This window comes from Heliomicrobium gestii (assembly GCF_009877435.1).
GTDB classification, from domain to species: domain Bacteria; phylum Bacillota; class Desulfitobacteriia; order Heliobacteriales; family Heliobacteriaceae; genus Heliomicrobium; species Heliomicrobium gestii.
The window spans coordinates 76,376-97,128 of sequence record NZ_WXEX01000007.1; the positions used below are offsets into that span (position 1 = coordinate 76,376).

Here is a 20,753-nt window from a genome sequence, read left to right on the forward strand (position 1 = left end):
TCCTTTATTTCATGGGCCGGCTTTCGCCGGTTCAAAAAAATCTGGCTGTTTCCGCGCCCACTGTCTTACGGTACCTTTCATTTTACCCGGCGGGCCAAACCCTCGGCCATTTCCTCTGCGACGCGGCGGGCCGCTTCAGCCCGGTCCGGCGCAGCCGTGATCGGTCGCCCCACGACAAGATAGGAGGCTCCGGCTTCCATCGCCTCGGCCGGCGTCATCACCCGCGCCTGATCGTTGGTGGCGGCCCAGGTTGGACGCACGCCCGGCGTGACGATGACAAAATCGTCGCCGCAAGCCGCTCGAATCGGCTCGATTTCCCGGGGTGAAGCGACGACACCGGGCACCCCTGCCGCTTGGGCGAGGCGGGCAAAGCGCACCACGTTCTCTTCCACCGTTCCCCCATAGCCCACCTCATCGTTGAGAACACCTTGGGACAGGGACGTCAAGACAGTGATGGCCAATACCAGCGGGACTCCCGCTGTCCCAGACCCTTGGGCTTTTTGCGCTTCTTGCGCTCCCTGGACAGCTCGCCGCAGCATTTCCTGTCCGCCGGCGGCATGGACCGTAAACATCTTCACGCCGCGCCGGCTGACCACCGACGCCGCCTTGCCGACGGTGTTCGGGATGTCGTGAAACTTCAGATCCAAAAAAACGGGGTAGCCCAGGGCCATGATCTCTTCGGTGACAGAAAACCCGGCGCTGTTGTGCAACTGCATGCCGACTTTGAAGAGGCCGCAGTGGGCGCCCACATCACGAACGATGGCCATGGCCTCGTCACGGCTATCCACATCTAATGCTACGATCAGCCGATCTTTTGCTTTCACATTCCGCTCCCCTTTTCCCCTTGCCTCAGCGATTCTTTTTTCCTAGCATCCTATTGTTCCCCCTTTTTTCGCCTTTGGCAAGGTTTTTTCCTTTTTTGCATCTTTTGCCGCAAAAAAAGACCCCCGCATCATCGGGGGCCTGTCGTCATCCATTGTTCTATCAGTTGTTCCACTGGTTGATATCGATGGAAGATCGTGATTCGATATTGCCGGGATTGGCCAGCGCGGGGGGAAGCAAGACACCGACCGTATAGGTCCTTGTCGTCGTTCCATCCTGCGCAGTGACGACGATCTTCAGCCAGTTGACGCCTCCCGTCAATGCGGTGAGGGCAAAGGGATTTTCTCCCCGTCCATCCTTCGGCACCGGCAGACCGTTGACGGTGATCGTCGCATCCGGGTCAGACGCCTGCAGGATGATAGGAAGGTTGTAGTTTTTGGTCGAGGAATTCAACAAAGGCGACCAGTCAGTCACATCGATCATGTAGTTGTCTCCTTGACTGTCTGCGACCGGCTTAAGGGCCGGTTTCAGTTCGCCGCAATAGACGGTGGAACCGTCACGATTCCAACCCGGAATCAGCTTGCTGAGGTCGGCGTTCTGCTTTAATTGGACCGTTACATTGGCGCTGGCGGACTTCTCACCGTAGGTTGCCACGATGGACGTGACGCCGCCGCCGACGCCGGCAATCTTACCTTCTCCTTTGTTGATAACGGCGACTTCTTCGTTGTCTGACCGGTATGTCACCGCCGCGTCGCTTGTGATGTCGATAACCGTATCGTCCGTCAATTCCGCTTTCAACTGAAAGAGCCGGGTGTCGTTCTTGTACAGTTCATACTCTTTTTTATCCCAATAGATCTGCCGCAACGTCGCTTCCACGACGCTAACGGTCGCTGCTTTTTTGGGCAAGCCGCTGACAGTGGCCCGGATCTCCGTTTGTCCGGCCCGTTTCCCGGTGATCACGCCTGGGTTCACCGACGCCACAGCATCGTTCGCGGATTCATAGGCGGCCTCGCTGGTGACGTCAGCCGTACTGCCGTCCGAGTAGGTGGCGATGATGCGGAAGGGTTGCTGCTTCGAGACAAAGACCGTGTAAGGGGCTCCCTCCCAACTGATGTCCTTGATCACCGGCGCGCCCACACGGACCGTCGCCGCCTGGCTGACGCCGCCGAAGGTGGCCGTCAGCACCGTCTGGCCTTGGCTGTGCCCGCTGATCATGCCGCCGGAGGCGGTGGCGATTTCGGGAGCGGCCGCGGTGATGGTGATGTTGGGGTCTGTCGTTACATCGAGGGAGGCGCCATCGGTATAGAGGGCGCGGATCGTGAAGGGTTGTTGATCCCCTTTCGCGACGGCGTAGCTCGGTTGGTCCCAAGTTAGCGCCTTAACCGCCGCAGCGGTGACGGAAACGGTGCAGATGGTGCTTTTCCCGCCGTAGTTGGCCGTCACGTTGGTCGCGCCGACCCCCTTGGCGGTGATGACCGCTCCGCTGATTGCAGCGATGCTTGGGTCGTTGCTTTTATAGCTGATCGCCGGATCTTGGGTGACATCCCGGCTGGAGCCGTCGCTGTACTGCGCACTCACCGTCACATTCTGGGTGGCGCCCTTGGCCACGGTGTAGTTGTTGGAACCCCAAGTAATACCAGTGAGCACCGGAACGCCGACGGTTACGCTGGTCGTCGCGCTCTTGCCGCCATAGGTCGCTGTCACGGTGACCGTGCCCATCTGGACGCCGGCCACCGACCCGCCCGCCACGGTGGCGATCGCGTTGTCACTGCTCTGATAGGACGTATTGCGGTCGCTGGACACATCGAGGCTGCTGTTGTCGGTGAAATAGGCGATCACTTTGACGTTGGCTTTCAACCCGGCCGCCACGCTGTAACTGCCTTGTTCAAAGGCGACGGAACTGACCTGGGGCACAAAGGTGATGGAAGCGGCAGCGGTGTCGCTCACGTTGTTGGCGCCGTCTTTGAACTGCACATAGACCCACTTGAGACCGCCGCTTCCTGGCAAGGTATAGGGGCGCGTCGTAGCGTAGGCCTCCCACTGGGTCCAGTTGACGCCGTCATCGGAGAACCGCATCTGCTGCACGCCCGTGCCGCGCGGACCGGGATCGGTGGCCGACAAAGTCAGCGAGACGGCAGGGGAACCGGTCGACTCGGCCCCTCCGTTGATGGCAATCGTTCCGCTGGGCGCCGTCACATCGCCGCCATAATGAAGCGGAAAATGCAACTCCACCGTCTTCCCAGCGCGAACATCGATGTTTTGGGTCAAACTCTCATAACCGGGTTTGGACGCTGTGACAAAGGCCAAGCCCGCCGGCACATTGTTCAGGAGATAGTCGCCGTTGCGATCGCTCGTCGTCGACATCAGCCCCGGTATCTCCACGGTGGCCCCTTCCAGGTTGCCGCCGTTTTCCTTGTCCTTCACCTTCCCGCGGATCGCGCCGGTGCTGGCGGTCTTTTTCACGCCGATCAGGAGTTTGGCAAAATCGATGGCAAACCCGTCAGGGTAGCCTGTCTCATCATCATCAAACTTGAGCGTCAGCCTGCCGCTGAGCAACAACGGTTGGAATTCCTCCGGAATAGGAATGGTGACCAACTGCCCCCGGGGACCGCTCTGGGCGAGGGAGTTGATCGCCGGCTCCATAAAGTAGGCCCGCTGGTTGTTGATCCAGACTTTGTACTTGGTGCCGAAACGGGTCGCTTGAAAATCATCGAGATACAGTTGCAACAGCGCCCTGTCGATCCCCTGTTTGTAAATCACGTCTTTGTATTGGGAAAAATCGATGGTGATCGGCACAGCCGTCATCGCCGTGGGGGTTCCTTGGCTGACAACCGTGTAGTTGTTGCCCGCCTTTTTAATTGTCGCCGTCATTCCGCTGTAGCCGTCATACCCTTTGTGCTCTTCCGCATCCAAATTGGGGCGAAGCACCGGTTTTGTCTTCGCCTTGGAACCGATCATGACCACATCGAAGCCTGTCGGTTCATCGGCAGGTTGGCTGCGCGGCGGAAAGGTATGGGCGTTCGCCGTCTTTTCGCCGCTAAACGGATCAAAGCCTTGATCCCAACCGGTGGCGAAGTTATCAATATCGCCCACACGGAACATATAATCGGCTTCGGGCGTCTTTTCCTTTACGACATACTTGTCCCGCCAGTTGCCGTTGTTCGCGTCTTCCGACGGCCCATAATAGCGGACACCGCTTGCCGCCCACGCGGGCGACATCGCCGTCACGGTGGCCATCGAGAAGGCGCACAAGGTGATCAGGCTGAGCAGCTTCTTCCAATACCTCATCGCTCGTCTTCGATCCCTTACTGCGGAAACGAAGACCTCACCTCCTTCTACTCTTTTTTCGTTTCTCGTTTCTTATCTCTTGTATCTTTTCATTAAAATCCCTATAAAGGCCAACCAGTCCACCCGGCAATCGTCGCTTTGTTTTTATTTCAACATTTCAAAGCCCCATTCCATTGTCCAGTCCAGTCCGTTGTTCATGTACCGCAGTTGTTTCAATTTGACGTTAAAAACAGAAGTAACCTCTAGGTCGCGGGAGACGCCGGCAGCCGTAACGGCGGTAATGGTATATTTCAACTGAAAAGAATCTATCGGTTCACTACTCATGTTCGCAATGGTGGGCAAATACATCTCGGGATCTTTTTGAGGGTCCTTTGACACCGAGGCGCTTTCTTCCTCGCTCGAGTTGTTGGTGATCTCGATCGGCGATTTTAAGAGAAAATATCCGCCATCCGGGAGCCGATTGCCCGAACTCGTCGTGGTCCATGGGAAGTCCGTGTTGTCGTCAATGCGTGAAACGTCCAGGTATGTATAGCTTGAGATATCTTTTTCGTGTCCGGAAGCATCCTCCTTTGTCCACCTGGTGCTCCCGGTCATCTGCGGGGGGGTGATCGTGGTGTGACTGCGCAGGGTGCTCTTATTCTGCCGGTTTAATTCGCTAACCACTTCATATAAATATTGTTCCGCCCCGGCTTCCGCCGCATAGCGGGCCACAATATCGTTCTGCCGGTTCCTGTCCGCGAAGAATTCCGAGAGGGTGCCCTGGATCAAGACAGCGGCCGTCGTCATCACGATGATCACGATCGGCAAAACAAGGATGATGGAACCGCGCTCTGGGTTGTCCCCTTTCCACAACGTCAACCACCGCCCCCTTTCATTCTCCGTAGATGACGATCTCATAGTTGACTTTATCTTCGTCTTTCATCTCTTCGGCCGGTAAATCCGGCGACATGGTGATGACCAGTTTGTTCTCCCCGGCTGCCAATGTGGCGACACTCTTTGCCACGCCATCGGCCAGTTCCACTTCTGGTCCCTTTACCGTCGGCGTCGTTACCACAGCCGTGGTTTTATAGGTCTTGTCGTCAAATTCCCCATTTACAGAGAGCGTCGCGCCCGCCCGTCCGGTGGCCGAGTAGAAAAATATCGACGGCGTAAACTGTATATTTTTCTGCAGTCCCGATAAGGTCAAGCCCTCCATGCGAGCCAGGGGGCCATAGACCCTGCTGGCGATGGATGTCTCCAGAACCGTTTCCGCGCCGTTGGCCGATGCCTCGCGGTAGCTCATGACGACAGTGAGCGTATTGTCACCATTCATGGAAAAAAAAGGGCGTCCATCTACGGCGTTCACTCGCAGCCCCAAAACCTCTCTCCCGTCAACAGAGAGGGCATAATCCCTCCCGTCGCCATCGGCATCGGTCAATAGGTAGGTCTTGATTCCGTTGGGCCGGAACAGTTCGTTGTGGAGCGTCAACTGAACGCGGTTTGGCGCGGTGAGGTTGCGGATATCGGCTCGGCGCGCTTTTTGAGCGTCCCGCAAGAGTTCGTTCAGTTGGTCGAAAGCGCCCGACCGCGCTTCCACGCTCTTGCTTTCCCGTTCCAGCACGCGCGTGTTCATCTGCATCATCCCGTAGATGGCGGAAAAGGAAATGGATAAGATGGCAATCACGGTGAGCATCTCCACAAGTGTCATGCCGCTTTCGTCGCGGACCATTCGGCGTCCCATATCCATTACCTCGTTTTGACAAAGGTCGTCAACCGCACCGATTGACGCTCCGCCGGGGCAGCCGATGCCGGCCAGGAGACATCAACGGTCAATTGAAACAGTTGATTGTCCTGTAAAGACGCCCCCACCCCACTGCTGCCTACCGTGGGAGAGTTCTCATCGATTTTCCTGGATGTCACTGTCAGTGCCGAAAGAAAAACCATATTGTTACGGGGAGCGCTAGCGGGGATCGCTGCGACGGTGTATCTCGTCCATTGACCGTTTGTCCCTTTATGATAGAGAAGCCCGTCGGCATCGAAGAGATAATCGCGAGAAAATTGTTCTTTATACCGTTCCAATTGTTCCGCCGCATAGGCCAGCGCCGTCGTCTTGTTCTGCGCATCTTTCCCTCGAAAGGCGGCGAAAACATAGGTGTTCGTGGCGGCAAGCACGACGATGGACAAAATTGTAAGGGCGATCACTGACTCCAAGATGGTGAAACCCTGTTCCCGTTTTTGCATAAGACCCTCGTCCGTTTTCATTCGTCAAATTTCACTATTTTTTTCATAGTATCATTTCCTAGCGTAACGGTCTAGGGTCGTTATCTCCTGTCACCACATTAGCCTGTTGTCACAATCGTATCATTGAGCAAAGAGGATCCGAGGCAGAAAAACGGCCTGCATGCCATTCGGCTGCAGGCCATCCTCAATGATCAACGCTGGCGGACAGGCGGCGCTAGGTAACCGGGGTAGTCATAGTTGATGGGCTCATCAAAGGTGACGTAATCGACGTTCACCATCAGCAGGAGGTAGCGTTTCCCCGTTTTGGGGTCGCTGAGGATGATATGGTCCCGTCCGGCCGCCTCAATGCAACCGCGGAAACACTTGGCGTTCCATTGCACATTATTTTCGAAGGTCATGTAAATGGTGGCCACCTTGCCCCTGTTGAGGCGGAGGATATTTTCAATGTATGACTGTTCCAGAGGCAGCATGCCCGGCACCTCAGGCCCCTCGGGCATCACAGCGCCGCCAGGGAGCATCCCGCCACTGGGGGGATAGGGAACCGTCGGCATCGGGTAGGCGCCAATGGGGCTGACCATCCCCGGCGACATCCCTGGCATCATCCCCGGCATCATACCCGGCATCATACCCGGCATTTCGTGCATCATATCGGGCATGCAACCGCAACCCGGCATCATGCCCGGCATCATCCCGGGCATCGGCCCGCCTGCAATCGGTCCGGTCATGGGCCCTGGCGACGGCATCTCCGGCAAGGGGTACATCGGTTCGGCAGGACGCGGGCAGGGTTCCCGGCGGCAGTCGTCTTGGTCACAAGGACCCGGTTGGCTCACATACTCCGGTCTCCCCACAATCGGTCTCTCTTCACGCAGTTCGCGGTCCATGAACGCACTCCCTTTCTATCCTCGGTACACGTCAGGGCAATTTGTCCGCAGCGGCGCGAAAAAGCAGTGTTTTTTGTGTTTGCCTGTGTTCGGTTGCCTGTACCAGACACCTGGGCAGCCGACGGTTCCCGGCCGGAAAAACCACAGGGCGTTGCTGGCCGGACGCACCCGCTCCCCGTTGACGACACGCCGCGCCAGTCGGAGCTCCTTTTCTCGCGCTCTCTGGTAGAAATAGGGCCGCTGCACCGCCTCAAATCCGCCGGGCGACTGGTAGATCATGCGCTGGATCGAGCGAATGCCACGAAAGTCGAGGCAGTTGGCTCGCACGCGGTTGACACCGACATTGCCAACCATGAGCATCCCCTGTACGCCTTCCCCTTCCGCCTCGGCGCGCATCAGTCGGGCCAGCATTTTCACCTGGTCCGCAGGCGCCTTGATGACAGCCATTTTCTCACCTCTTTGATCCTCCATTGCGCTCCCATCATATTCGAAAGGGAGATAAAAGGTGAACGGCAAGGAAAAAGGCGCTCCCAGATCATCACCGGAAGCGCCTTTGCTTTAAAAATCTCTTTGTCCGTACAGATCAACTTACTGAATCAGCCGCTTCTCCATCAACCGCACCGGCGCCCAAGCCAGGGCCGCAGAGAGCAGCACCAGCACCAACAGGTGCAGCAGCAACACCGGTTCCGGTCGACCTAACCCCAGTTGGCGGACCACCTCGACACTGTGGTAAAGGGGGTTCAACCAGGCAAGCGTCTGCGCCCAGCCGGGCAGCGTACCAACCGGGAAGAAGATCCCCGAAAACAGGAAAAGGGGCGTTGAGAAGAGGGTGATATAGTAATTGAAATAATCGATATGCTTGCTCCATCCCGTAAAGGTGAGGGCAACCGTGGCAAAGAAGAAGCCATGAACCGGCAAAAAGGGCAGGATGCACAGCGCCCAGGCCGAGTGGACGAGGCCAAGTCCGGTGACGACGATCAGGATGACGGCGCCGAAGATCAGGCTTTTCAGCGAAGCGAACAGCAGATCGCCGAAGACCACATCGGCCACTGTGGCCGGCGCTGCCAGCATGGCATGGTAGGTTTTTTGATAATGGAGCCGCACGAAGCTGCCGTAGGTGGCTTCAAAGGTGGCGGCCCACATGGCCGAAGAGGCGATCATGCCGAGCCCGATGAATTGCAGGTAGCTCACCCCTTCGACCTCCTGCACCAGGTTGCCGAGGCCAAATCCCATGGCCACCAGGTACAAAAAGGGTTCGATAAAATTGAACATCAGGTTGGTCATCCAGGTCTTCTTCAACAGGTGGAGGTGGCGGCGAAAGACCCGCCATGCGTTAATCGTCATGACCCAGGCTCCCTCCCGTCAGGGTGAGGTAGACGTCTTCCAAGTTGCTGGGGCGATGGATGCAGCGGCGCGGATTGAGTCCCAGCGCCGGGAGTTGCTCCCACAGCCGGTCGCCCTCGGCTGTGAACAAAAAAGTCATCTCGCTGTGGATGACCGGTTGAGCGCCCAGTCGCTCCGCCGCTGCGGCCAAGCCCTCCGGCAAGGCGTCGGCGGGGATGTTGACCTGGATGACCTCCGGGGGGATGTAGGTCTGCACAAGCCAAGCCGGCGCCCCTTCCGCCAAGATGCGCCCCTGATTGATGATCACCAACCGGTCACAGAGTTGACTGGCTTCCTCCATGTAATGGGTCGTCAGGAGCAGTGTGATGCCGCGCTCCTTAAGTTGGCGCAGTTTCTGCCAGACCAGGTGGCGCGCCGCCGGATCGAGTCCTGTCGTGGGCTCGTCGAGGACGACAATCTTCGGGTCATTGACAAGGGCGCGGGCGATGACAAGGCGGCGTTTGAGCCCGCCCGAAAGGCTCTCCACAGGGGCGTCGGCCTTCTCGTCAAGCGCCATGAAATTCAACAAATCCCTCGTCCGCTCCGCCGCCTGGCTAGCGGATATCCCATAGAAAGAAGCGTGGACAAGCAGATTTTCCCGAACCGTCAGGTCGGGATCCAGGTTGTCCTCCTGGGGGACGATGCCGAGGTGGGCCTTCAACGCGGGCGGCGTGAGCGTCACCCTTTGCCCCATCACGATCAGTTCCCCCGCATCAACGCGGGACAGGCCATACAGCATGCGCATCGTGGTGCTCTTGCCGGCGCCATTGGGACCAAGGAAGCCAAAACACTCGCCTTCCTGGATGCAAAAAGAGATGCCGTTGACGGCGGTAAAATCGCCGTAGCGCTTGACCAGGTTCTTCGCTTCAATGATCCCTTTCACAGGCGCCCCTTCTTCTCGTTTCTTCCTATGTGATCGCACTCGTGGGATAACACTCTCCAGTATAGACACGAAAAGGCCAAACATCAAATTCGGCATTTTCCTCTTTACAGATTTTTACGAGAGGAGTAAAATACGCCCATTGGCGTTACTACGTTCGTAGTTACTAGGTAATGGAGGTATTCTGACGGAGGTATTCCCATGATCGATGAAAAGCTGGTTTCGCTGTTGCAAGCCCTGGGCTTCTCCCGCTACGAAGGGCTCGCTTATCTGGCCCTGCTGAAAAAGCATCCGGCGACCGGTTATGAGATCAGCCGATTGTCCGGTGTGCCCCACCCGAAAATTTACGAGACGATGCCTCGTCTGCTGGAAAAGCAGGCTGTCCTCTTACTACCTGGAGAACCAGCGCGCTACCGGCCCCAGCCGCCAGAGACGGTATTAGATCATCTCCGGCAATCCTTTCTGGCCGACCTGGCGCGGGCGCAGATGGCCCTTGAACGCTGGGAAATCACCACTCCCCCGCCGAGCCCCGCCTTGTTGACCTCTGGGGAAGAGATCCTCAAAGAAGCGGAGACGCTCCTGCTTACCGCAGAAAAACGGGTTTGGATACAAGGGCCCGCCTCATTTCTCCAGCCCCTCGACGGGACACTCGCTCATCGCCGTCGTTTGGGTTACCCTTTTGAAATCCATCACTCCCCGGGGGAACAGGTGCTCCTCTGGGCGGAAGAGGGCCCCGTCATCACCGCCTCCTGGTCAGATTCCCCGAGCGGGATGTGCGGTAGCCATAGCGCTTTGCAGGCCTTGGCCCGTCAAGCCTTTCCTACCGCCGCTGCCCTGAAGCCAACGCTGCCTTCAAAACATCCGGCGCCACCCCCAGACCCCATCGACCTCTTTGCCCATCCCTTGCGCCGGCTCCAGTAGATCCCACAGTAGAACCTGCTGTAGATTCTGCAATAGCCCCTGCGCTTGCCCCTAACAACAGCCCCTCCGGTAGCGCCGATAGGGAATCGCTATCGAAGCGCCCTGTCTCCCCAATCAGAAAGGAGTGCCCACAATGCCCTTCTCCTACGCCGAGCGGATGCAATCGGTAAAAGCATCGGCAATCCGTGAAATCCTGAAGGTGACCCAGGCCCCGGACATCCTTTCTTTTGCCGGCGGTCTGCCCGAGCCCGCGCTCTTTCCCGTTGACGCAGTCAAGGAAGCCACACAAAAGATCCTTGACCGGGATTCCCACAGGGTCTTGCAATACAGCCCGACAGAGGGATGGCCAGCCTTAAAGACCTATATCGCCGAGCACTACGGCGTAACGCCCGACTGCATCCTGCCTGTTTCCGGTTCCCAGCAAGGGCTAGATCTGATCGCCCGCAGCCTCCTCGATCCGGGCGATGAGGTGATCGTCGAACGTCCCGGCTACCTGGGCGCCCTGCAGATCTTTCAAGGATACCAGGCCCAGTTGACCGAGGTGACTCTTGACGATGACGGGCCCGATCTGACCGCCTTGGAGGCCGCCTTTCAACGGGGCCGGGCCAAACTGTTCTACACCATCCCCAACTTTCAGAATCCCACGGGCATCACCATGAGCCTGGCGCGACGCCGTCAGGTGATCGAACTGGCCCGCCGCTACGGCGTCGTCATCGTGGAAGACGACCCGTACGGACAGATCCGCTTCGCCGGGGAGTCGCAACCCTCCCTTTGGTCGCTTGCCGGCGGTTGCGCGGCCGATCCCGATCTCGCCATCGTCCATCTGGGCTCTTTTTCCAAAATTGTGGTCCCCGGTTTCCGCGTGGGCTGGGTGCTCGGACCCGCTTCCTTTATCTCCCGTTTGGTCTTACTAAAGCAAACGACCGATCTGCATACGGGCACCTTCGTTCAAGCGCTTCTCGCCGAGATGATGACCGGCTTTGACTTTCCCGCACACCTGGCATCGCTGCGCAAGACCTACGGCAGCCGGGCCTCATCGATGCTGGCGTCGTTGCACCGTCATCTTGACGGTGTAGCCCAATGGACAAAACCGCAAGGCGGCATGTTCATCTGGGTCCGCCTGCCTGCCGGTATCGACACGGCAACGCTGTTGCCCCTCGCTGTTGCCGAGGCAAAAGTGGCCTATGTCCCAGGCGCTCCCTTCTACGCCAGCAACCCTGAACTCAACTGCCTGCGGCTAAATTTCTCCAATGTGCCTGAGGCCTCGATTGAAGCGGGCATGGAGCGGCTTTGCCGTTTGCTCCGCAAGGCGGCTCTGGGTAAACTCGCTTCGTAGAAAACCAAACCAAATGCACCCCAACCGCAACGGTTTGGGGTGCACTGTTTTTTGCATCCGTTATTATACGCTGAACCGCTTGATCTTTTCCAACAAGTCAGCGGCCATCCTATCCAGTTCCTCCATGGTCGCGCCGATTTCCTGCAAGGTGCTGGCCTGGAACTGCACGCCTGTCGCCATCTGCTGGGCCAAGGTCGCCGAGGTTTGTGTCGAAGCAGACAGGTCGCCGATCGTCGCCGTCATCTCTTCGCTCAAGGCCGACTGTTCCTGAGCGGCGGCGGCGATTTCCTGCATCTGGCTGTTCACTCGGCCGACAGCGGCGACAATCGATTGAACCTTCGCCGTCATGGCCTGAACCTGCCCAGCGGCTGTGATGATCTGTTCACCGGTCTTGTCGCTCATCACCACCGCATCGCGGGTCTTCGCCTCCATGCCGGCGATCGCATTGACGATCTCCTGGGCCGATTTCCCCGACTGCTCCGCCAGTTTGCGCACCTCTTCGGCCACAACGGCGAAACCGCGGCCCTGTTCACCAGCCCGAGCCGACTCGATGGCGGCGTTCAGGGCCAGCAGGTTTGTCTGTTCGGCGATGCCGGTGATGATGTTGACGAAACCGGAAATGCCTGCCGTCGCTTCCACCAGTTGACCGACGACACTGGCGATCTCCCGCCGGCTCACGTCCAGGTTTTCCACTGTGCCAGCGACCTGCTCCATCGTTGTCAGCACCTCTGCGGCCTCTTGACTGACAACGGCGCTGTCCTGCGAAGCTGATGCCGCCGATTCGGCTACATGCTGGGATGTTCTGGCCACCTCGTCGGCGCCCTTACCCGCCTCTCTCAGCGCGTCGGCGTTATGAACAGCGTCACGAGACACCGCTTCCACACCGGTAGAGACCTCAGCCATTCCCTGATTGGCGCTTTCCGCCGCCTGAGCGACCTGGTCAGTGGACTGTGACATCTGATCCACTGCATTGCGCAACTCCATAATCACATCATGATTGGCCGTGATCATGGTGTTGAAGCTCCGCGAGAGGTCGCCGATCTCGTCACCGCTATCGATATCTGACCGGATCGTCAGATCGCCGCGGCTTGCCGTCTCCATAGAGGCCTTCAACCGATAGAGGGGCTTAACAAGAGAGTTGGCCAGCGCCAGTGAAACTGCCACGGCGGTGCCGGCGATGAGCAACCCGGCCAAGCTCAACGTCATAAGCAGGCGTGACGCTTCGGCCCGCAAGTCGTCCAGATTGACACTGGCGACGATATACCAGTCCCACGGTTCGAAGTAGCGGAAAATGGACAGCTTCTTTTTCCCCTCATAGGTGTATTCCATCTCACCGTTTTTCTCTTTGATCATTTGCTGGATGAAAGGCAAATCGCTGCCGTTTTTCCCCTTCAAGGTCGGATGAATGATAAAGTCGCCCGCTGTATCCATGACAAAGGCATAGCCGGATTGGCCGATTTTGATGTCCGCCACCGCTTTTTCGAGGATCGGATCCTGTTCCTTGACGCCTACATAAAGGGCGCCGATCACATTCCCTTGCCCATCAAGCAAGGGGGTATACCCGGCGATGTACCAACCTGTGACAACAAAGGCGCGTCCCTGAAAGGGCTGCTTGCGCATGATTGCCTGATATACAGGAGAGTCGCTCTTGATCGATGTGCCGACAGAGCGTTTTCCTTCCTTATTGAGCACATTCGTGCTAACCCGCACAAGTTCATTCTCGTGGAATAAAAAGACCGTGGCTGTTCCGCCGGCCAGTTGCTGCAGTTTATCCACAAATTCCGTATCCAAGGTCAGCCGCCGGTTGCCCGCGTACAGAGCGGGCAGGGTGTAGTTGCCCACTTGCAACAATTCACTGGGTACGACGCGCGGTTCGCCCAAATAGGCCAATTCATTCTTGGCCTCTTGGATGTTGCTCCGCAGTTGTTCCGACATGGCGGCCTGGCGGATGCCCACCATACTCACGATCGATTCCGTAATGTGTTCGCTGTCTTGCATCGCCGCCCGGGTAATCGCCTCGTCCGACTTGACGCCGGCCAGAATGCCGGTCACGCCAGCGCAGACCACGGTCAAGACAACAAAACTGACGATCAGCTTGTTTTTGATCCGCATAACGCCATCTCCTTTATTTTAATGGCAAGATCCTGTTGGCGACAGGACTGCGTCAGAACAGCAAAGGCCGCCTATTCGTGTTTATCTTTTTTATCACTTTATTTGTTGTTAACTCATACGCATACAATCCATATACAATCATTATTCAAGGAAAAGAAGACCACTTCTCGAATGATGCATTTATTATATATCCTTTTTCGTGATTCAAACAACCTCTTAATATTTCCTCATTGCCCCCACCATCTCAAGTATAATTTCCGACCCCCATGTACGACTTTTTTCATAACCGCCTGGAGATGCATGAAGCGCCCTAAAAATGCCAAATATCGCCCTAAACGGCAGGGCGACGCCTAAAGCGCCAGGTCTATAATTACATATATAAACTTTTGTGTAAAAAGGAGGCGAGCAAGTGTGACGTTATCTATTATTCCTACCCTACTGCCTATCCTCGTTATCGTCCTGATGATCGTCTGGAAACGGATTCCGGTTCATATCAGTGGAATGGTCGGCTGGGTGCTCACGATTCTGGTATCCCTTCTCTTTTTAAATACCAGTTTCGAGGCCTGTCTTCGCTCCAGCCTCTCCGGTTTCGTGTTATCATTGCCCGTTTCACTGATCATGCTCACCTCTATTTTGCAAATGTCTTATATGGAACAGACAGGGGCGCTCCGCAGGATTGTCGTTTTTCTGAAAACGCTGGCGCCCGGCAACAAGCCTGTCCAAATCATGCTTTTGAATATCGGCGCCGGAACCGCCATGGTCTCCATCGGCGCAACGCCAACATCGATCCTGCCACCGTTGCTCGTGGCCCTCGGTTATTCGCCGTTCGTCTCTGTCGCCATGGCGACCCTCGGTTTTGACGCCCTCTGCACCTATGCGTTGATCGCAACCCCTCTCGTCGTCTACTCCGACCTTTCCGGGGCATCGCTGATCCAGGCAGCGCAGATCTTTGCCCTCTACCTGCCCCCCATCTCGACACTGCTTGGCTTCGGCATGCTCTGGCTCGTCGGCGGCTGGTCGCTCATGAAGGAAGGATTTATTCCCTGCATCATCACCGGATTGACAACAAGCGGCATCGCTATCGCGATCAGCTATATCCCATTCTTTGCGCCAGCCATCGTCCTCACCGGCATCATCTCCGGGCTCGGTACGATTGTCGTCATGCTGCTGTATTTAAAGCTAATCGGCCAGCCAATCCATGACCGTTCTCTACTCACGCCAGAGGATCTTAAAGTGGAACGGCAGCTCTCCCTGCCAGCGGCCATGTCGCCGTGGCTGATTCTGACGTTCTTCCTCGTAGTGACCAACTTCTATCCGCCCATCTTTGACCTCCTGTTCAACCAGTGGTCCATGCCGATCGAAGCGATTCCAGGCAAACCGATCAAGACCCGCGCCCTCTGGAATGCCTACACCTGGGCACTGATCAGCACCGTCGCAGCCATGATTTGGTTAAGACCCTCCCGGGAGATCCTTCGAAAAACGCGCGAGCGCTGGCTCCATCGCGCGATAAAACCGGCCATTTCCGCTTTCGTCTTTTACGCCATCGCTTACGTAATGAACAACTCCGGCCTTCAAAACGTAGACGGTGTCTGGAAAATCGTCGACCCGGAAACAAACAACATGATCTCCATCCTGGCCGGCGCCTCCGCCGCCGCATTCGGTGTCCTCTATCCCTCAGTAAGCGCCTTTTTGGGGCTCTTCGGCGGCTTTGTCAGCAGCAGCCAGGGTTCTGGCATCGCCATGTTCACCAAGTATAACCTGCTCACCTCTGAGGCGCTCAAGGTCGACGGCTTGATCGTCAACGCAGCCGCCTCCATCTGCAGCGGCTTGGCCAACGCCATCGCGCCGGCCAAGGTGCAAGGATCGGCGGCCACCATCGACGCGCTGGGCATCGAGTACGCCGTAATTCGGAAATCCTCCATCATCATCGTGGGCATCACCGCTGTCATCTCAACGATGGCCTTGGTCTATGCATATCTCTGATGACAGGTGATCTCCCTAGAAATAAAACAACCCCGCCGTCCGTTTACAGGGATGTGCGGGGTTGTTTCGCAATTGGGTTATGACCAAAAGTCATCCATTCGTTTGTTCGCTTCTGCGCGGAGGCGGTTCGTCTCCTCCCGGTCGATCGCATATTTACCGTCCCTCGACTGGAGCACATCGCCTTCCTTCGCTTCCACAGGGAGGTTTTTTTTGGGGATATCAATCGTTTTTTTGCCGTCAACTTCGACAACGGCAAATTCACCTTCAAAGCGATCGATAATCATTGCCATGGATGCACCTCAAATTACGGGTATTGTGATCTTCGTACGAGTGAGTCTTACAGGGGGCACGGGTTTATTTCCCGATCGACGTAAAGGCGGGTACGGTAAGATTATTCTTTTCGGCTAACGCTTTTAGTTGCTCTGTAAACTCCTTCTCTTTCTTTGTTGAAGCATCCAACTGAGCCTTCGCCTGTTCAATCGCCTGGTCCGCTTTTTTCATGGTCTCGCTCGATTTATCCATCTCGTTGCCAAGCCGCATGAGCGCGTATTCATATCGCCCCTGTCCAACGCTTCCATGGCCATTTTCTTGACTGGATTTGTCAATGCGTAAACATTCGCTAACGATCGGATTTTTCCTTCCATGAATTTTTCTTTATTCCAAATTATTTAAAACAATGTCTCCTGTTTTTAAATTCGCCCGAAAACCGGGTAGGCATGCTCGTTCGTAAATGTATATTGTTTCCCCGATCGTTTTCTTTAAGGGCCGGAAAAGAAAAACCACCGACTGATTCGATATCTATGGGTACAAATCCTCATCATTTTAACTAACTCGGGCCTTGCTTGCTAAATCGGACATCAACTTTATGATCGCCCGTCTCTCAATTCGTGTGCAAGGGTGCAGATTAGTACCCCTATTGGAAAAGAAAACATCAAAGAGAAATTTAATACATTTAGCGAAAGTAAAGGGTTGGTACGTGCAGGAAAATAAGTATTAATGTCGAAATCTTAATTCCCAAAATCAGATTAAGGAGTGTGTGGAAGTTGCGCAAACTGATGAGCTTAGTAATTACTATCGGATTGTTTTTGCTTGTGGGTTGCTCTAATTCTCCTAAGCCGGAAACTACGGTAACCAAGTTCATCGAAGCCGGAAAAAGTTTTAATTTTGAGCAAACAGCACAATTTATCAATTCTGCAAATCCAAATAACAATGACAGATTTTTGAAAATAACAAAACCAGATAAAGAAGATATGAATAATTTTCAATACTTTGTAGACTATTTTAAAGACAATGCGGCAAAAATTACTTATTCCATAAAAAGTTCGACCATAGAAGACGACAAGGCCACTGTTTCAGTAGATTTTAAGTATATAAATGGCGGTCCGCTTCTCAAGGCAACTGTTGGAGAAGTTTTTACTAAAGTACTACCGTTAGCCTTTAGCGGAGTTGAGATGAAAAAAGAAGATATGGGACCGCTGTTTGCCGCAGCCTTGAAAAAGCAAAGGGAGGTCATTCCGGAATCTTTTGCAGAAAAAACGATAGATGTCAAATTGATTAAACTGAATAACCAGTGGCTCATAAATGAGACAAGCGATGAGTTGGTCGATGTGTTCATGTCTAACTTCATTTCTGCAGGCAAAGAAATTGATAAAAGTATGGGATCTACTTCCGGTTCAAATCAGTCGTCGGCCGTGGGGAAAACAAAAAAGACCTTCATTTCAAAAGCAATTGGTGAAGAAGTAGTTCTTGCAACGATTAAGTTTAAAATTAACAGCGTAGAGGAAAAATCAGTACTCACTTCAAAATATGGCTCGTCTAAAACTGCTAAAGAAGGAGCAAAGTTTATAATTATCAATGCAGACATCACAAACATAACGAATGCACCTATAAACGCCCCAGCCGATTTGGATGTTATAGACAATAAAAATCGCCAATTTCAGCCTTATTCCGGTAGTATTGGTGTCGTTGATAATCTTTTAGATTATCGCAATCTTTCCCCGAGCATTAAAGAAACGGGATGTTGGGTCTACGAATTGCCACAAGATGCTTCTAGCTATAAACTTGTTTCAGGAAAGATGGGCACAAATGAAGTTTATCAGGTTACCTTGAAGTAGCATAGCCAAAAGCCCAGCCCATCTCATAATCGAGCCGGACTGGGCTTTGCTTATTCGGTTCCTCGGTACTTGTCCACCGTTTGCTTCAACCGATCAATCTCTTGAAAGCTCCCATCGTTCCCCCTCCGAGCAACCAAGCCGTATGATCCCTTTGCACTCGTCAGCCGACTGCTAGGCAAGAACACAGGGAATGTAAAAAGCTAAACTTTTCGTTCCATCGGCCATTTTGCGGTCATTTAATCTTCCTGCACGCATTGTAACCAAAGGCGAGGGTCCGTAATTTGACTATCGCTCATAAATCACTCTTCCCTCGCTCAATGCTTCGTTATAGCACATGTCGGGTCGCTCACCGTAATCCCTTTTTCAGGAGTAGCTACCAGAACCCGCATAACCAAATCCAAACCATCCTGGTCCAAATTAGTCACAATTTCGACCATCTTCGAAACTTTTTAAAAGGGCAGTCGAGTATTACCAAGATTGCCAGTTCATCATGCTCTTCAGCGCAAGGTTTCATCGCATCTCCAAATGCAATTACTTTTATGCGGTTGATACTTTTTCATTATGATATCAGCGATTTTTTGCAGTTGGGTCTCTGATACGCTCATTTTGATTTCCCCCTTCAATTCTTTCGCAGCTGATTTCTCTCTAGCCTCCGGTTGTGTCTTCCCACCCATATCGCCTCGCCCATTGTGATTGCGCGTTCAACCATGTCACAATCACAGAAACGCGGTACACATGATCTTTTATCTAAGACAATGATTTCATTGAATTTGTTCCTTTAAATTCAGAACCTTTATTGACAAACACCGCAGGTGCCGTGGTCTTGGAAATCAAGTGTGTTGTGGGAACTGTTAATATCAACCCTAAAATGTTACCTCTAACAGAAGAGGCCCCAGTCCAATTAAAACAGGACCGGGGCTTCTTCTGTTATACGCTTAGACAACCAACCACACTCAATTCGCCTCGGGCGTTTCATCCTTTCGTTTTTTCAGGCACCCCTGCGCCGGTCGAGGAGCAAACGGCCGCGAAATCATATCGTTGCCAAACTGCATACCAACGATCATACGCCTCGGAACGATAGCCAAATATAATGGCCATTACTCTTATTGATCCGAACAGATGGGCCAGTTCTTCATGGCGCTCTGCCGTCAGTTCTTGAGGATACATTTTCTGTGTTACCATCGTCTCCAGGAAGTATGGGGGATCGCAGTAAAAAGAGAGTAGACAGGCTATCATAACTACGGACAAAATCGGCAAAGTCGAGGCATTCCAGGGCTCTCTCACAAAATATCATGCCGAACTCATAGATGCGTTTTTCGATGGTCAGTCATTTACTAAGTAGTTGCCCGGATAACCTATACCCCCAATTGTCGTCCGTGACCTTCAAATCTGAGAGCCCTCATTACCGGATTTTTGGGAGGCGGCATTTCACAAAAATGACGAAAGATACGCCAGGATTATGGTGCCCGTTGGAGCAGTTTGTATTGAGATACCGGATTGCGCATGACGTTTAGAAGGCTTACCACCTCCTCGTTCCTGTCATTATATACCCTGAGAAGAATCTTTCGTTTTGTTACCACTTCCCAACATCATAATGGCACCACGATTGCCGTACTTGCGCTACGAAAGCAGGTGTATCAACAAGCCCGGAATCGGCAGCCAGAATGTTTGTCGATACATACCTTGTAATTGTACCCTACCAGAAGAGGTCGCGTTAAATCCGAATTCATAAAACCGGGAATGTACTACCGGAAGACAAGATAGGAAATATCCCACAACACTCCGCAACCCCTGCCGTTAACCGCCTTATGGACTTCCCCATAAAGGCTGGTGTCTGTCAAGGGACGCTGAAGGCGGGCCTTTCGCCCTTACCCTTGACGGGCGACGGTCTTTAGAGCCCCCCGAGAGGCGGTGACGGACGGACCGTACGAGAACTTTTTTCACTAATAATTTTATATCAAAGTGGACAACTATCTTGACAAAGACCGCTTCTTCAGTGGCCACATTTTAGAGAAACCACCGACTGATTCGATGTCGATGGCTGCAAAACTTCATCATTTTAACCAACTCAGGCCTTACTCGCTAAATCGGACATCAACTTCATGATCGCCCGTTTCTCGATCCGGCTCACATAACTCCGCGAAATTCCCAGATTTCTGGCAATCTCCCGCTGCGTCTGCCGACAACCGCTTAACAAGCCATAGCGCAGTTCAATCACATAGCGCTCCCGCTTGCTCAACTTTTTCAGCTTGCTCAACAATCGAGCCTGTTCGAGAGCGTTTTCCACCACATCAGACACTGATTCCGGATCGGTGCCCAGGATATCGATGAGGGTGATCTCATTGCCTTCCTTATCAACACCGATGGGATCGTAGAGAGAGACTTCACCACGCATCTTTTTCATGGCACGGAGATGCATTAGGATTTCATTTTCGATACATCGAGCTGCATACGTGGCGAGCTTCGTCCCTTTTCCTGCATCAAAGGTATTGATGGCCTTAATCAGTCCGATCGTGCCGATAGAGATAAGGTCATCGTTGTTCTCACCGGTGCCGTCGAACTTCTTGACCAGGTGCGCCACAAGCCGCAGGTTATGTTCGATCAGCTTGTTCCGGGCTTGTTCATCCCCTTCTTTGAGGCGGGCGAGGCAGTGTGCTTCTTCCGTTTCCGACAGAGGCTGCGGGAAGGCGTTGTTGGAGATGTAGCTCAACAACGCCGTGAGCCCTTTGATAAAGGGGACAATCAACGCACCTACAAGGGTTGGGATCATCCGGTCCACCTCCGGTCGAAATGCTGTCTTACATAGTATGGAG

General features: G+C 54.2%; 17 protein-coding genes. 4 read left to right on the forward strand and 13 right to left on the reverse strand.

Annotation, left to right across the window (positions count from 1 at the left end):
* Positions 1-77 precede the first annotated feature (77 nt).
* The 9 genes from pyrF to GTO89_RS09705 form a co-directional block, all read right to left on the reverse strand.
* The gene (gene pyrF, locus GTO89_RS09665) at positions 78-824 is read right to left on the reverse strand and encodes an orotidine-5'-phosphate decarboxylase (RefSeq protein ID WP_161261874.1); all 747 of its coding nucleotides are present in this window, start codon (positions 822-824) and stop codon (positions 78-80) included.
* A gap of 160 nt (positions 825-984) precedes the next feature.
* Entirely contained in the window at positions 985-4,110 is a 3,126-nt protein-coding gene (locus tag GTO89_RS09670; protein ID WP_161261875.1) for a carboxypeptidase regulatory-like domain-containing protein, read from the reverse strand.
* Between the two features lie 144 nt (positions 4,111-4,254).
* On the reverse strand, positions 4,255-4,968 hold the full coding sequence (locus GTO89_RS09675; RefSeq protein WP_161261876.1) for a hypothetical protein: 714 nt from the start codon (positions 4,966-4,968) through the stop codon (positions 4,255-4,257).
* 13 nt (positions 4,969-4,981) lie between these two features.
* A complete protein-coding gene (locus tag GTO89_RS09680) occupies positions 4,982-5,830 on the reverse strand; it encodes a prepilin-type N-terminal cleavage/methylation domain-containing protein (protein WP_161261877.1) in 849 nt (282 codons plus the stop codon).
* 5 nt (positions 5,831-5,835) lie between these two features.
* Entirely contained in the window at positions 5,836-6,330 is a 495-nt protein-coding gene (locus GTO89_RS09685) for a type IV pilus modification PilV family protein (RefSeq protein WP_161261878.1), read from the reverse strand.
* A 191-nt stretch (positions 6,331-6,521) separates the two neighbouring features.
* A complete protein-coding gene (gerQ, locus tag GTO89_RS09690; RefSeq protein ID WP_235920374.1) occupies positions 6,522-7,211 on the reverse strand; it encodes a spore coat protein GerQ in 690 nt (229 codons plus the stop codon).
* A 15-nt stretch (positions 7,212-7,226) separates the two neighbouring features.
* Positions 7,227-7,658 carry a cell wall hydrolase gene (locus GTO89_RS09695; RefSeq protein ID WP_161261879.1) on the reverse strand — a complete coding sequence of 144 codons (432 nt, stop codon included), beginning with the start codon at positions 7,656-7,658 and terminating at the stop codon, positions 7,227-7,229.
* 141 nt (positions 7,659-7,799) lie between these two features.
* Positions 7,800-8,555 carry an ABC transporter permease gene (locus tag GTO89_RS09700; RefSeq protein WP_161261880.1) on the reverse strand — a complete coding sequence of 252 codons (756 nt, stop codon included), beginning with the start codon at positions 8,553-8,555 and terminating at the stop codon, positions 7,800-7,802.
* Entirely contained in the window at positions 8,545-9,477 is a 933-nt protein-coding gene (locus tag GTO89_RS09705; RefSeq protein ID WP_328793894.1) for an ABC transporter ATP-binding protein, read from the reverse strand. The genes GTO89_RS09700 and GTO89_RS09705 overlap by 11 nt, the downstream gene beginning before the upstream one ends.
* Before the next feature lie 198 nt (positions 9,478-9,675).
* On the opposite strand from GTO89_RS09705, the gene GTO89_RS09710 reads away from it, so the two are divergent.
* Positions 9,676-10,395 carry a TrmB family transcriptional regulator gene (locus GTO89_RS09710; RefSeq protein WP_161261882.1) on the forward strand — a complete coding sequence of 240 codons (720 nt, stop codon included), beginning with the start codon at positions 9,676-9,678 and terminating at the stop codon, positions 10,393-10,395.
* Positions 10,396-10,528: 133 nt separating this feature from the next.
* Positions 10,529-11,731, forward strand: a complete 1,203-nt coding sequence (locus GTO89_RS09715; protein ID WP_161261883.1) for an aminotransferase-like domain-containing protein — start codon at positions 10,529-10,531, stop codon at positions 11,729-11,731.
* A 63-nt stretch (positions 11,732-11,794) separates the two neighbouring features.
* Here the strand turns inward: GTO89_RS09715 and GTO89_RS09720 are convergent, their stop codons facing one another.
* Positions 11,795-13,843 carry a methyl-accepting chemotaxis protein gene (locus GTO89_RS09720; protein ID WP_161261884.1) on the reverse strand — a complete coding sequence of 683 codons (2,049 nt, stop codon included), beginning with the start codon at positions 13,841-13,843 and terminating at the stop codon, positions 11,795-11,797.
* Between the two features lie 411 nt (positions 13,844-14,254).
* On the opposite strand from GTO89_RS09720, the gene GTO89_RS09725 reads away from it, so the two are divergent.
* Positions 14,255-15,826, forward strand: a complete 1,572-nt coding sequence (locus GTO89_RS09725; RefSeq protein WP_161261885.1) for an L-lactate permease — start codon at positions 14,255-14,257, stop codon at positions 15,824-15,826.
* Positions 15,827-15,903: 77 nt separating this feature from the next.
* On the opposite strand, the gene GTO89_RS09730 is transcribed toward GTO89_RS09725, so the two are convergent.
* Together GTO89_RS09730 and GTO89_RS09735 are read right to left on the reverse strand one after the other, a co-directional pair.
* Positions 15,904-16,116: a DUF3006 domain-containing protein gene (locus GTO89_RS09730; protein WP_161261886.1), complete on the reverse strand. Its 213-nt coding sequence runs from the start codon at positions 16,114-16,116 to the stop codon at positions 15,904-15,906.
* Between the two features lie 64 nt (positions 16,117-16,180).
* The gene (locus tag GTO89_RS09735; protein WP_207708925.1) at positions 16,181-16,366 is read right to left on the reverse strand and encodes a hypothetical protein; all 186 of its coding nucleotides are present in this window, start codon (positions 16,364-16,366) and stop codon (positions 16,181-16,183) included.
* A gap of 503 nt (positions 16,367-16,869) precedes the next feature.
* On the opposite strand from GTO89_RS09735, the gene GTO89_RS09740 reads away from it, so the two are divergent.
* On the forward strand, positions 16,870-17,940 hold the full coding sequence (locus tag GTO89_RS09740) for a DUF4352 domain-containing protein (RefSeq protein WP_235920375.1): 1,071 nt from the start codon (positions 16,870-16,872) through the stop codon (positions 17,938-17,940).
* 2,068 nt (positions 17,941-20,008) lie between these two features.
* On the opposite strand, the gene sigK is transcribed toward GTO89_RS09740, so the two are convergent.
* Positions 20,009-20,710, reverse strand: a complete 702-nt coding sequence (sigK, locus tag GTO89_RS09745) for an RNA polymerase sporulation sigma factor SigK (protein WP_161261888.1) — start codon at positions 20,708-20,710, stop codon at positions 20,009-20,011.
* Positions 20,711-20,753 lie beyond the last annotated feature (43 nt).